Raw genomic sequence first — 13,188 nt, forward strand, 5'->3', positions numbered from 1 at the left:
TATGAGGGCGATGACATGTACCGTTGAAGTCTTTGAATAAATGCCGATCAACCAAGCGGGGTCTTATGATGAGAAACAAACTATATGTCAAATTAGGAAATGGAAGCTACCTTTTCTGCCCGTAAATAAGGTTCCCCACGTTCCTTGTCCATCTCCATCACCCCTGTGATCAACATGGGTGGATTTGAATCAAGAAAGGATTTTGCGACCCGGTACACGTCCGGGAAGAGAATAACATCCAAGCGTTCCCTGAAGATCTTCGATGGTCAGGAAGAGCATCAGGTCGCCCTTGGCGGTTCGGCTGCGGCGAGAGGTCTGACGCACGCCGGCAACGGTCACGCGCCGACCGATCTTTCCCACGGCATCAACGGAGGAAAGGGCTCCGCTGATCTTCTCCTGCACCAGTTCAAGAGGGTGTGCTTCCAGGCTGGCGCCGAGAATTTCCAGTTGGGCATCCACCTTTTGTTGCAGGTTCCAATCCTCTTCACTGGTGTCCGACCAGGAAAAGAGACTCATCTGATCACGCTGCCAGCCGCCGGCTTGTAGTCGCTTCAAAATCGCGGGGATATTTCCAAAGCCATCCAATGCCCCGATCTTCGCAAGGTGTTCTGCTTCCTGCATGCGTGGATCCACACGCGAAAGGAAATCATCCGAGGGAAGTAAATGGTGCATGTTGGATAATTCTTCCAATCGTACGTTGGGTTAATTCCTTGACCTGACCGAGTCCCATAAAGAGCGCACGATCTTCCGCGTCAATCATCCTTTGCACAGAGAACTGATGTCGGGAATAATTCACGTGTGGCGGACGAACTTTCAATCCCAGTCGTCTGGCTTCACTCAAGTAAACACGCTGACTGTAATACCCGCCCCAATTGGCAAGCACCGCCGCCATGAATTCTGCCGGAAAATATTCCTTGCACCAGGCGGAGCGCCAGCCGATCCTAGCATACGAAGCGGCATGCGCTTTGGGGAAACCATAGCCGGCAAAGGCTGCCATCATTTCCCACTGCGGGCTTGCACTTCGTTGACGAATTTTCTCTCCAACTCCTGCATCTTCTTGCCCGGATCGAAATGACTCATCGCCCGCCGCAGCAAGTCGGCTTCGGCGAGACTGAAACCTGCCAATTCATTGGCGATGCGCAAGACCTGTTCCTGATACAGGATGACCCCAAAGGTCTCATCCAACAAGGGCGCGAGCGCTGGATGAAGATGGCGGACTGGTTCCTCACCCTTGAAACGCCTCACAAAAGCATCCTTGAGTCCACCGGTGAGTGGACCGGGACGATACAGCGCCAGGGCTGCCATGATGTCATCTTCGGTGCGGGCATGGATCTCGCGCAAGGTTCCACGCATCCCCGGACTTTCAATTTGGAAGCAGCCGATGGTCTCGCCCTTCTCAATACGATTGGAGGTGGCTTCATCAACGGAGGGAGTGGAGTCCAGGACAGCTAAAGGAGTTGCGTATTGTTCGGGTTTACTTTGTTGCACGAACTCCGCCACGTCGCCGACGACAGTGAGACCTCGAATACCTAGTAGATCGATCTTCACCAAACCCAAGGCTTCCACCGAGTCGAGATCGAGTTGGGTGATGACGACACCCTTGCCGCCCGAGTTCATGACCGGCACAAGATCGGTCAATGCATCAGGTGCGACGATGACACCGCCCGGATGCATGGAGAGATGACGCGGCAATTTCAGGATGGCTTCGGCGTCATCGAAGATGGACTGATAAGCGGGATAAGCAGTTCGCAGGTCGGCAAATGGAGAGGGTGGGTCTTCACCATCCTCGGATTCTTCGAAGCGTGCCCACCAGGCATGCGGCAATTGATTGGCAAGTTCACGTACCTTCGCAGGTTCCAGTCCATATGCCTTGGCGACATCCGCAAGTGCAGAACGTGGACGGTAGCGATTGATCGTTCCCACCATCGCCACCTTGTCAGTGCCATAGGTATCGAAGACATGCTGGATGACCGAGTCGCGTCTGCGGGAACACAAATCGGTATCAATATCCGGAGGTGTGACGCGGGCAGGATTGAGAAAACGCTCGAAGTACAGGTTCAATCGTAATGGATCAGGACTGGTGATTCCCAGACAATGTGCAACCAGCGAGGAAGCTGCTGAACCGCGTGAGGAATAAGGCACTCCGGTTTCGCGCGCAAAGTTCAGGATGTCCTCGACGATCAGGAAGATCGGCTCGAAGCCCATATGGGAGATTACTTCGAGTTCATGATCGAGTCGTGTCTGGATTTGAGGTGTGATCTCGCCATAGATTTCTATCGCTCCAGCTGTGGCTTTATCGCGTAAATGTTGCGCGGCAGTCACGCCCTCTGGCAGGGGCACGACCGGCATTTGGGATTTGCCAAGCGGCAGATCGAAACGACATCGTTCGGCTATTTCGATTGTAGCTTGTAGAGCTTCGGGAAATTCCTTGAAGCGTTCTTCAATGATCTGTGAAGGCATGAACCAGGCATCTGCCGGGGCAAGGGTTGTCTGGGAAATAGTGGTAACCGTTTGATTGAGTCTGATGGCAGCCAGTGTTTTTTGTAATCGAGCTTGCTCCGGGGCCTGGTAATAAACCGGGTGCGCGACCACGGTCGGCAATCCAAGGTTGCGTGCCTGGGCGGATAGCGATCCAACACTGGATATATTTCGCAAGGGGACATACAACCGATCTTCAAATCCATCTTGTAATCCCTGCAGGTCTTCACATAAGGCGATCAGGTCTTTGGAATATTGAAAAAGCGTTTCCAACGAACAGGGAGCATCAGGATGATCGCGCAGAGCCAGCACGCTGCTGAGCCGGCAAAGATTGGACCAGCCTTCGGTGCTGGTTGCCAGTAATTGAAGTGTCCCCTGTTCCAGATCGATCTCCAACCCGATCACTGGTTGAATGCCGGCATCCTTGCAGGCTTTGACGAATTCAATGGTGCCTGTCAGTAAATGGTGATCAGTCAGCCTAATGCCGACATGCCACAGGCCTTTGCCGCCTGTACCAAATCAGTGGGAGTCATCAAGCCTTCCTGCAAAGAGAAGGCAGAGTGGGTCGTGAGATGAACGTACATCAGGGCAATTGTAAACGTTCCCACCAATGATTAGCGACATGAAGAATACTCCCCCAAGCCCAGCCCGCTATCATCCCGCGCATGTCATCCGATCACCCCATCCCAATTCCCTTCATCCTGCGCGGTCAGGAAATTGCCGCGCAGGATCTGTTGTATCAAAGCCGGGACAAAAGGATTGAATTTTCATATCCCGACCCGCGCCCCCTGCTTGACCGGATCGTGCTTTCGGATCCGGCACAACTCCAGCGCGACTTTGCCTCCATGCGTGTCAGTGAGATCATCGACTTTCTTGCCGAAGCCGGCAAAGCCATGACCCTTAATCATGCCCGCATGGAACAGGCTTGTCGTTTCAGCGTGCCGTTCAGCGCCCTGCCGGAGTCCATCGTGCGCGGCAGTTATGACCTGATCCCGATTGTGTTCTCGAAGCTGGCATTGCGCACAATGGTCGAGAACGAGATCGGCTCCAAGTATCTGGACGGCTGGGTCGAGATGCCGTATGCGGACAAGATCGCAAGACGACGCGCCTATGGCGCACGCACCCTGCATTTCATATCAGGCAATGTGCCGGTCGTGGCTGCCCTGAGCATCGCCCGCGCCGCCTTGATCAAGTCGGACAATATCATCAAGGTCACGCCAAACGATCCGCTCACCGCCTCTGCCATCGTCGGCGCGATGATGGATGTCGATTCAAATCATCCGGTCACCAAACATTTCTCGGTCGTGTATTGGTCGAAGGAACTGCAGGACTTCGAGCACGAACTGATCCAACCGCGTTATCTGGAAAAGATCATCTCCTGGGGCGGCGCCCTGGGTGGGATCAACTCGACCTTCAATCATGGCAACCTGCAAGCCTCAGGTATTGATGTGATTGCCCTGGGTCCAAAGTTCAGCATCTCCATTTTGGGACGTGAAGCCTTCCAATCCAGTGCGGAGATCGAACAAGTTCTAAACGCACCGCCAAGGATGCAGGTTCCTTCAACATGGAGTCCTGCGGTTCGTCGCGTTTCCATTTTGTGCAGGCATCCCTTGGTCAGGCGATGGAATATGCGCGACGTTTATATGATCACATGCAGCACCAAGACCCATCCTTGAGTGCCATGCCGAAGAATTTCCCGGCAGACCTGCGCGATGAGATCAACGCTACCCGCGCCCAGGACGATTTCTATTATGTTGTCGGCGGAGACAGGAACGAAGGCGCTGTAGTGGTAAGTCTCACCGGTGAACTGCCCGACTTCTTCCCCATGCACAAAGTCGTCGTAGTCATTCCCTTTGATGATCCGCTTCAACTCGTAGACCGCATCCATCCTTCCACACAGACCGTTGGTATCTACCCCGAAACTCTCAAGAAGCCATTACGCGACCTCCTTGTGGCGCGCGGCGTGTGCCGTTTCATTTCCATCGGACATACCGTGGACTATTCCATCGGCGGTCCCTTCAATTCAACCGAGATCATGCGGCGCGCCTGCCGCTGGATCCTGGATGAGTCTTATCCAACCAAATGGGAACTGCCCGGCTTCTATCTGCGCAAAGCCTGGCAGATCCTCAAACACCATACTTTTTAGGAGATTCATTTCATGACCAACTCTATTCTTTCGGGCACGCCCGAATCCTGGACACGCCTGCCGGTCCAGAGCTTGTCTCGCTTTCAAAAGTGAACTGGACACCTTGCAACTGTATTGGGCGCAAACCCGTTTCCAACATTTACAGGAGCACATTCCCGCCTTGGATGCCCTGGCAGAAAAGCAGGGCGTGAAGATCATCGACGACTTTGAGACTCTTGCAACCATCCTCTTCACCCATCAGGTCTACAAGAATTACCCGTTCTCATTCATTGAGCGCAAGTTGTTCACCGAATTGACGCGCTGGTTGAACAAGTTGACCGCACATGATCTTTCCACTCTCGACATGCGCGGCGTGAACACGATTGATGAATGGCTGACGCGTTTGGATAATGCCGGTATGTTCGTCTTTCACTCAACCGGCACGAGCGGCAAGTTGAGTTTCTTTCCGCGCAGCCAAACGGAAAAGGAAGCCTGGGTCGAAGGCACCTATACCTTCCTCGACGCCTTTATGCCGGGCATTCGCGATCTGCATCTGCCCGTCTTCTGGCCCGCCTATCGCAGTGGGCGGCAGGCCTCCATGCGCCTGATCACGCACTTCGGTCCAGCGCTGGCAGGAAGTGAAGCGGAATATCACAGCTTGTTCAACGCGCCCATGTCAGCGGATTTCATGTCGCTGGCCATGCGCATGAAACACGCCCAGGAACGCGGCGACCTGACCGCGATGGATACCATCAAAGCCATCTTAAAGACCAAGGGTGAGATCGTCACGCTCAAGGCGCGCAAGGCCGGTCTCACCAAAATTTCTTCGACAAGATGGTGCGCGAGTATCGTGGTCGGCGGGTCTTCCTGATGGCATCCGCCACGGATCTCTTGGATGTGGCGGTGGAAGGTTTGGCTGCCGGACAGGAGAGAGTCTTTGCGTCCGACTCCGTTCTTTTAACGGGCGGCGGCTTCAAGGACGCCAGACCATTTCGGATTGGAAGGACATCCTCAAAAGTTTTACGGCGTCGATCAGGTCTTCGTGTCCCTGGCATGACCGAACTCAACACCTTGGCATCGCCTGTTCCAAAGGCGTTTATCCGTCTTCCCCGGAACATCCCGATGGTGTTGGATCCGGATGGCACACCTTTACCGCGCAGCGGAGTACAGACCGGTCGCGCCGGTTATTTCGATCTACTCGCTCAAACCTATTGGGGTGGCATCCTGACCGGCGACCGCATCACGGTTCACTATGATGATGAATGCGCTGCGGTTGGAAGGGGTCCGTGGATCGAAGACAACGTCAGCGCTTCAGCGAACTGATGGGCGGCGAGGACATCATCTCCTGCGCCGGGGTGCAGTCGGCATACGGTGATTTCATGGAATACTCGCTGCGGATGTCCGGGGAGCATGTACCGGAGGGTGCGTTTTGCTTACGCCTGCGACCTGGACCAAGCCGGATCTAAATCCAACCTCGACTTACGCTTCAGGACGAACCCCCCTTTTTGCATCATGCCGTCCATGCCTGAACCCTCAAGATCAATTCGTTGCCTCGATAGCCCTCCGAAGCGGTGGAAGTGTTGGAAGATCATCTGCCTTTCCGGGCGGCTATCTCTGCCGCTCTCGGCGCGTGTAAGGGGTGTTCCCGGCATGACAGCCGACCGTCCTGGTCGCGTTTTCATCCGCGGATGTTTTTTATCCCAATCTGCCGGTGATGTATTCCTTGTCCATGCGCCGTGAACCACCGGATGTTCTGCGTGGGTCATTACGCGCGCGTCGCACGCTTTTCGAGGGTTTCATGATGGCGCTGGCAGAGAAGACCGGTCGCCGACCATCAATGGCGGAACGCTCCGCCGACCATGCGATGGATGCGGCGGAGTCGGAACTGACCTTTGGCAAGCCGGCCTTCAAGATCGCCTTGATGAGCGCACTCTTTGTCGAGCGCAATCGCTTCGAAGAAGCAGAAGCGGCAAGAAGAGTCATTGAATCGAATTTGCGCGCACGTGGACTCACAGCACAGAGACTCTTCTATATTGCCGAGCGTGCCCTGCATCATTTCCAGCCGGGCGGAAAATTGTTTCCCGGATTGGATGAGCCGACTTTGTTCCTCGAAGAAACTCTACCCTTGATGCCTGCACCTTCCAGGCAGGTCATGCCGGTCGAGGATTCCGTCTGGATCGGGACTCACGCCCGCGATGGACGCGATATCCACTTCTCTTTCACCAAGGGGCTTGATCCCGCCGTTCCACCTCCTCCCCATGCAACTACATTGATCCTCGGTGAACCAGGTGCGGGCAAGACCAGTCTCTTGCGCTGGATCATGTTGCAACGTTTGTTGCAAGGCAGGACGGTTATCTCCATCGACCCCGAAGGTGAGAACAACAAACTCTGTGAAGCCGTGGGCGGAAGAGTTGTACCGGCTGGTATTCCCGAAGACAAGGAAACCTGCCTCATTCATCCCTTGCAAGGCGAGAACCCGGCAGAGTTATTACTCGCTGTCCGTTTCCTGATCGCCTCTCTTGCTGGAGAGTCGGTCTTATCGCCCGGTGTGCAAGCTGCCTTGCATGAAGCCGTGAAGAGACGTTGGGATCGCAGACCCGGCGCGATGACCATCGCGGAATTCGTGGAGACCTTGGGAACGATCAACGTTCCCGAAGCTGCGATGCCTTTGGCGCTGCTCAGACCCTTCATGCGTGGTGGACTCTTCGAAGGCTTTTTCGATAGACCCAAAGCCTTGTTATCTCCGCACTTCCCTGCCGGTCAGTGGTGGAACTTCGATCTCTCCTCCCTACGTGAAGAGAATCGTGCCATTGTGCATTCGGTGTTGGCATGGTTTTTGTATCATGCGGTCACGGTCGGCAAACAACCGATGGACATCTTCATCGACGAAGGCTGGCGTCTGTTGCGCAGTGGTCCGTTCACTGATTTATTGGATGAATTAGGACGCCGTGCCCGCAAGCGCGGTGTTGGCGTAACGCTCATTACGCATCTGCCTGCCGACCTAATGAAGAACCCCACCTCCTTGAGTCTGGCATCCACCGCCTTCATCGGTCGGCTCGGACCGGATGAAGCCTTTGCCTTCTATCGTTCCCTCGGCGTTCCAGAAAGCGAAGCCAGGAAGAATGCTGAGACTACTTCACGGTTGCCTCCGCGAGTCTTTCTTGCGGCTCCATCCGCGGGGCGTGGTGCTTTGTTTCCGGTGTTGGTTTCCATCCCGCCGACATGGATCCAGTTCTGGAAACAACTTGGGGCAACGGGAGTACAGCGATGATTTGTATTCAATGCGGCTATGAACATGCTACGGCTCCAGATCAATGTCCGCTCTGTAATGGTGAATGGCAGGGATGGGAACTGCTCTTTGCGCCACACGCATTGGATGACCTGCGCGCGCAGGTCATGGGTTGGATCGCGCAACTGCCGTTTCCCACGATCATGGAATGGATCGCATCCCCAAAGGGATTGCGTGTGCGCTTGTATCTGCCTCCGCATGTGGCAGAAGGAGTCGTGCATTCCTGGTCTGCCATGACCGGACAACATTCCAGATGGCGCAGTCTGGGCATCGTGAAGGTTCAATCCGATGGATATGCCTTGCATACATCCAATCGTTTGCCATCCCTGATCGCCTCAGCGAAAGATAGCGATCCATTGCTTGCCATCGGCAGCCGGTTGATCAGCACAGCTCGCGAGGGAAAGGACGCCAGTCTTCGTTTATGGCTCCTCGGCAACGAAGATCAACTGCAGGAGAAGTTGCGCAGCCTGTCTTCTTACTCGTATGGCACGGAAGGCGGCGTCGGCAATGACACGCCCAATTCCTGGGGTTTGCAATTGGACTTCCTGCGCGCCGGGCTATTTCTCGGGATGATCATGGCAGGTATCAGTGGCGGGATTTTGTTCGCCGGTTGGTTCAATCCCTTTGGGGTCTCCATGTTCGTGATCGCCGGCATCACGATCTGTGTTGCCTCGGCTTTGGGCATTCGAGACTGGCTTGCCTGGAGATCGATCCCCAAGGAAGTTGTGGAGAGACGGATACAGGAGCCGTTGTTGAAGGTTGCCTTTTCCATCTCTGAACCGATCCAACTTCCACTGCTGGCTGGTGAACAGTCGTGGCAACAACTTGAATCAGCCTGGCCCGCAATCCAGAAACACACCTTCCCATTACCAGCTGGCGAACTTGCCGGACTCATTGCCCCGCTGCAACTAGGCGAAGGATCGGGCTTGTTGGACCGCGCTGTCTGGCAGGAAGTGCCGGCACCGCCGCCATCACAACCGTTGCTCGAAGCTGGTTTCAAGATCGGGCAGAGTGTCGCGACCGGCGCGCTGGTCGGGGTCGATCCGGATGGACATGGTCTTGCGACAGGCGGTAGCCGTTCGGGTAAATCTTCCTTTGTGTATGCGATGCTGGAGCAGTTGATTGCCAAAGGCGATGATGCGCCAGGTATTTTTCTGGTCGATCCACATGTGTCGCTTGCAGATGCCTTTCTCGATGCGATTACTCAATTGCCGGAGGAACAAAAACAAAAAGCAATCAAGAGATTACGTGTCATCACTCCGGATCAGCCGCAGGTTATCCCCCTGAATCTTCTTGCCGTTCCCGACTTCACCTGGGCAGGCAATGCCATCGTGCAGGTCGGTCGGCGTATTTGGGATGACTACTGGGGTCCACGTATGCAGGCGGCGCTATTGGGATTGTTTCGTCTGGCGCATGTCTGGAACCAGCACCATCCGGAAGCCGGGCTCGGACTCCTGCATATCGTTTTCATGGCCTTCAATAAGAAATGGCGGCACACGGCAATGGCCTGCTGCCGCCCGGCGAACGCATGGGTGCGCTGGCGCTCGATGCCTTATTGGGTCAGGTCGGGGAGGAGGATAAAAAGAGTCAGAATTGGATCACGGAGGTGATCAGCCCTGTGCTCTCCAAGGTCATGGCATTGGAGTTATCACCCTGGTTGTTCTCCGCCATGCATCAGGAACGCTTTGTGGATTTGAATAAGTGGATCGATGAACGCGCCTGGATCGTGTTGCGCCTGCCTTCCGGCGAGATGGGACGTGAAGGCGCAAGACTGACTGCTGGCGTTCTCTACAACGTCTTCGATGCCGCCTATCGCAAGGCGACCCTGGAAAAGCCTGTGCCGTTTTATTTCATCGTGGATGAAGCGCAGGAGATCGGTTCGGGCATGCGACTGGAGTCCATGCTTGCAGAAGGCGCGAAGTTCGGCGCGCGCATGTTCGTGCTGGCGCAGTCGCTTTCGATGATGCGCAAAGTGGAAGGCATGGAGCCGGTCGTGCAGGCGATGCTCGCCAATACCTCCACGCAGATGTTCTTCTCGCCTGATCCGGAGGATGCCGACCTGATCCGCGCCACGTTGAGTTCCACGGTGCGTTACGGCAACATGACCCTCGACCTGCCTTCGCTGCAGTGCTGGTTGCGCGCGCGTATCGGCGGAAGATGGCAGCCACCGACGTTGACGCAGATTAAACCTTTGCCGCGTGCGGATGCTTCGAGAGTCCGGGCATTGATCGAGGAAGTGATTGCTGCTCATCCCACGGATTATCTGCCAGCGGATGGATGGCAGGAAAAAGCATCGAGTGCGCTGCGGGACATGCTCCCCAGGAATCTGTCCCACCTCCTGGATGAGTTTCTGGCGGTGTGGCTCGAAGAACAGAACAACACCCAGATCCGCCAGCCCGCGCCGGTGGAGGATGAAAGGCGGTTGGGTTTCTGATGACAGCGATGATGTTGCGTTTTCTGTTGGTGGTGTGTGGCGGTTCGCTTGCCTGCGTATTGACGTGTATTGGCGTTATTTATTCCGCCTGGAGAATGTCCCGGCGAGACAATGGATGGGATCGATGAGTGAGTTAAATGGTTTGATCGACCAAATGGTTTTGGATATTGGGACGCAAGTCTTTCAGCTCGATGACCAGCGTTTGCGAATGTTCCTGAATTGGCTGGCGGCTCATAGCGGCAGCATGAAGGTCCTCGCAGGCAATGTCTTTGACATGGATATTGCCGTGCTTCGAGGGACAGACTTGCAGGAAGGATTCAAGTCGGCTCTGAAGACCTGGCTGGAGTCCCTGCCGGCGCAGGGCATGCTTTGGGAATACCGCACCATTTCCTTTGAAATTGCCTGGTGGCGCAACCTGGACCCCGTGCGGTTGAAGATGATCGTGGAATCGGAAACTGGGTAGTGAGATGATGCGCTTCCTTGCCGGCTTGGGCGTCGGCATCTTTGCTGGCTATCTGCTGGGACTCGTGATTCCCGCTCAAGGTCTTCATGATCGCCTGTCTTGTGCTTCTGGCGTTGGTGATTTTGTTGTTCTTCCTGTTCCATCTCGGCATCCGGGATTTCCAGGAATATTAGGAGTTAGTTATGAAGCGTTATCAATGGATTGGGATAATCCTATTCCTTCCCATTCTCTTTTTGTGGACATCCGCGTCCACCCATGCAGCGCCTCTGGCGGCGTATTCATTGCCGGAGGGAAGAACCTATGATCAGGCGCATAATTCTGGCTACATCGACTGGAGTGGTTCTGCCCAGTATGTGTACATCACCCATCGCGATGGATCCTCGCTTCCACCCGAGGAAGGTGGAACATTTTGTGGTTCCAATTGTTCCGAGTGGGTCACGCGGCTGGGGAATGGCGGCGTTGCCAGCGGCTCCTTTGACCGCGATGTTTCATACTTCGAGATCATGGTCGGCTTTACGCCTGACTCAAGTGTGGGCAATGCCGTGTTGCGGGCATGTTCCTCTGTGGATACATGGTACTTGCAAACAGGCTCTGGACTCCCAGGGTTTGTGAGTATGGCTATTGCTGTTCCAGCTGGCTGTCGTTCCTGGTCCCTGACCGCTTCCGGCGGCTATGTGGATTTTCGTTCCATCGACGTGGAATACATCGGTCCACCGTCCACTGCCACACCCACCCCGTCGCGGACACCCACGTTCACACCGACCATAACTCGCACGCCGACAGCAACCTTTACACCCAGTCTGACGCCGACGTTGACCTTCACGCCGACCATGACGTATACGCCCACGGCGACCTATACCAATACCCCATCGCCCACACCGACGCCGCTGCCGCCGCAAATTACAGGAGTTGTGGTTTGTGATTTGTGGGGCGATGCCGGTTGGTGCCGAGGAATGAGACTCTGGAACTCTCTGCCGGTGATCCGCAGGGGTTTGATGTGACCATCGCCGGTGATTTGAACGGAGTACCGTTTACATGTGGAGATTCCTGTGACTTGCCTTTACCGGAGGGAACTGGTACAGCCAACTACACTGTGACTTCAACCAGTGGGCGGACCGCCAGTGGTTTATCCACGTGGCAGCGGGATGGGACTCCACCTGATCTTGAGGTCATCCTTCCGCCTGTCGATGGCAGGAATGGCTGGTATGTCTCGGAGGTGGATCTGTCGGCAACGGCGACCGATGCGATCTCAGGACTTGCATCCCTCTGGCAAGCACCGATGGTGGAGCAAGTTGGGTCACTCCACCCATCCACTTCACAGATGGGTCACATGCTGCCTTGATCCACGCCAGGGATGTGGCTGGAAATGAAGTGACGGCATCCAGAGTAATCCGTATAGACACGGTTCCTCCGGTCGCTCAAATCACCTCCCATTCCAATGGAGAGGTTGTGCAGGGTGATGTACGCTTAGTGGAAGTTTGGTGGATGGTACGTCCGGTCCGGCGGGCGGTGAAATCTCGGTCGATGGAGGGAACACCTGGCAGGCAGTCTCGATGAGCGCAGGAGATGGCTGGTCTTACATCTGGCATTCCGGTGAAGTGCCCAATGGCGAGTACACCATCCAGATGCGCGGCAGGGATCGCGCCGGCAATGTTGGCGATTTGGTTTCAGTTGCGTTGACTGTGGACAATGCCCCGCCTGCCGTGTCCATCACAGAACGGTGGTGGATTTGGGAGACCGGAACGCTGAAGGTTTCCCCCAATCACTTTCCGATTGCCAGCATTCAAGTAACGATCCGTGATCCGCAAAAGCGTTGGAAGGAGTTGGTGTTGGACTTTGATCCCGGCAAGAATTCCTATATCGTGAAATGGGATCGGCGCTTTGGGGATGGAACATTGGCGCCAGTTGGGGAATACCCAGTTCTGGCAGTGGCATGTGATGTGAATGGATTATGTGGACAGGATGCGGGTAGGATCGTGATCCCGGAGGTGGCAACATCGACCGCCACTCTGACTCCATCTCCAACAGCGACCAGCACTTTGATGCCTTCGATAACGCCAGTAGCAACCCAAATACCGCCGACACCGACTTTGGTATTGATCACTCCTGTGCCAGAAGAAACACCTGAGCCTGCTCGGTCCTCCCTACCGCTTTGGCAGATCATTGGCTTGCTGGGTCTATTCATGGTGATTGCGTCGGCTAGTGTGGTGGATCCGCGCCCCAAAGCATTGGAACGATTGGGCGAAATGTTCAAATACATGTCCACACGAGCAAAAGACGACTCTATCGAAAACAAATAAATTCAAGGAAAAGAAAAAATGGAAATAATTCTTGCAATTGTAGTGGCATCTGCCGTGATCTTCTTCGGTGCTTTGATTAGCATGGGAAACGAACGACAA

At 55.1% G+C, this 13,188-nt stretch carries 14 protein-coding genes; 11 read left to right on the top strand and 3 right to left on the bottom strand.

Going from position 1 to position 13,188, the window contains the following annotated elements; all coding sequences use genetic code 11:
• Window positions 1-189 precede the first annotated feature (189 nt).
• The 3 genes from IPI86_RS14925 to dnaE are packed head-to-tail and all read right to left on the bottom strand — an operon-like array spanning window position 190 to window position 2,976.
• The gene (locus tag IPI86_RS14925; RefSeq protein ID WP_345298803.1) at window positions 190-672 is read right to left on the bottom strand and encodes a hypothetical protein; all 483 of its coding nucleotides are present in this window, start codon (window positions 670-672) and stop codon (window positions 190-192) included.
• Window positions 647-1,000, bottom strand: coding sequence for a hypothetical protein (locus tag IPI86_RS14930; RefSeq protein WP_345298804.1), 354 nt, complete (start codon window positions 998-1,000; stop codon window positions 647-649). The genes IPI86_RS14925 and IPI86_RS14930 overlap by 26 nt, the downstream gene beginning before the upstream one ends.
• Entirely contained in the window at window positions 997-2,976 is a 1,980-nt protein-coding gene (gene dnaE, locus IPI86_RS14935) for a DNA polymerase III subunit alpha (RefSeq protein WP_345298815.1), read from the bottom strand. The genes IPI86_RS14930 and dnaE overlap by 4 nt, the downstream gene beginning before the upstream one ends.
• 167 nt (window positions 2,977-3,143) lie before the next feature.
• On the opposite strand from dnaE, the gene IPI86_RS14940 reads away from it, so the two are divergent.
• From IPI86_RS14940 to IPI86_RS14990, 11 genes are all read left to right on the top strand, one after another.
• The gene (locus tag IPI86_RS14940; RefSeq protein ID WP_345298805.1) at window positions 3,144-4,154 is read left to right on the top strand and encodes an acyl-CoA reductase; all 1,011 of its coding nucleotides are present in this window, start codon (window positions 3,144-3,146) and stop codon (window positions 4,152-4,154) included.
• The gene (locus IPI86_RS14945; protein ID WP_345298806.1) at window positions 4,043-4,624 is read left to right on the top strand and encodes an acyl-CoA reductase; all 582 of its coding nucleotides are present in this window, start codon (window positions 4,043-4,045) and stop codon (window positions 4,622-4,624) included. Before IPI86_RS14940 ends, IPI86_RS14945 begins: the two co-directional genes overlap by 112 nt.
• 103 nt (window positions 4,625-4,727) lie before the next feature.
• Window positions 4,728-5,474, top strand: coding sequence for a hypothetical protein (locus IPI86_RS14950; RefSeq protein WP_345298807.1), 747 nt, complete (start codon window positions 4,728-4,730; stop codon window positions 5,472-5,474).
• A 251-nt stretch (window positions 5,475-5,725) separates the two neighbouring features.
• Window positions 5,726-5,926 carry a hypothetical protein gene (locus IPI86_RS14955; protein ID WP_345298808.1) on the top strand — a complete coding sequence of 67 codons (201 nt, stop codon included), beginning with the start codon at window positions 5,726-5,728 and terminating at the stop codon, window positions 5,924-5,926.
• 406 nt (window positions 5,927-6,332) lie between these two features.
• A complete protein-coding gene (locus IPI86_RS14960) occupies window positions 6,333-7,874 on the top strand; it encodes a hypothetical protein (RefSeq protein ID WP_345298809.1) in 1,542 nt (513 codons plus the stop codon).
• Complete coding sequence (locus IPI86_RS14965) at window positions 7,871-9,502, top strand: hypothetical protein (protein WP_345298810.1); 1,632 nt, start codon at window positions 7,871-7,873, stop codon at window positions 9,500-9,502. The genes IPI86_RS14960 and IPI86_RS14965 overlap by 4 nt, the downstream gene beginning before the upstream one ends.
• Window positions 9,503-9,642: 140 nt before the next feature.
• Complete coding sequence (locus tag IPI86_RS14970; RefSeq protein WP_345298816.1) at window positions 9,643-10,326, top strand: type IV secretory system conjugative DNA transfer family protein; 684 nt, start codon at window positions 9,643-9,645, stop codon at window positions 10,324-10,326.
• Between the two features lie 124 nt (window positions 10,327-10,450).
• Complete coding sequence (locus tag IPI86_RS14975) at window positions 10,451-10,789, top strand: hypothetical protein (protein ID WP_345298811.1); 339 nt, start codon at window positions 10,451-10,453, stop codon at window positions 10,787-10,789.
• Window positions 10,790-10,971: 182 nt separating this feature from the next.
• Entirely contained in the window at window positions 10,972-11,790 is an 819-nt protein-coding gene (locus IPI86_RS14980) for a hypothetical protein (protein WP_345298812.1), read from the top strand.
• A gap of 53 nt (window positions 11,791-11,843) precedes the next feature.
• On the top strand, window positions 11,844-12,131 hold the full coding sequence (locus IPI86_RS14985) for a hypothetical protein (RefSeq protein ID WP_345298813.1): 288 nt from the start codon (window positions 11,844-11,846) through the stop codon (window positions 12,129-12,131).
• Between the two features lie 139 nt (window positions 12,132-12,270).
• Window positions 12,271-13,089 carry a hypothetical protein gene (locus IPI86_RS14990; protein ID WP_345298814.1) on the top strand — a complete coding sequence of 273 codons (819 nt, stop codon included), beginning with the start codon at window positions 12,271-12,273 and terminating at the stop codon, window positions 13,087-13,089.
• Window positions 13,090-13,188: the final 99 nt, after the last annotated feature.

Origin of the sequence: Candidatus Villigracilis affinis (assembly GCF_016705895.1) — a bacterium.
GTDB classification, from domain to species: Bacteria; Chloroflexota; Anaerolineae; order Anaerolineales; family Villigracilaceae; genus Villigracilis; species Villigracilis affinis.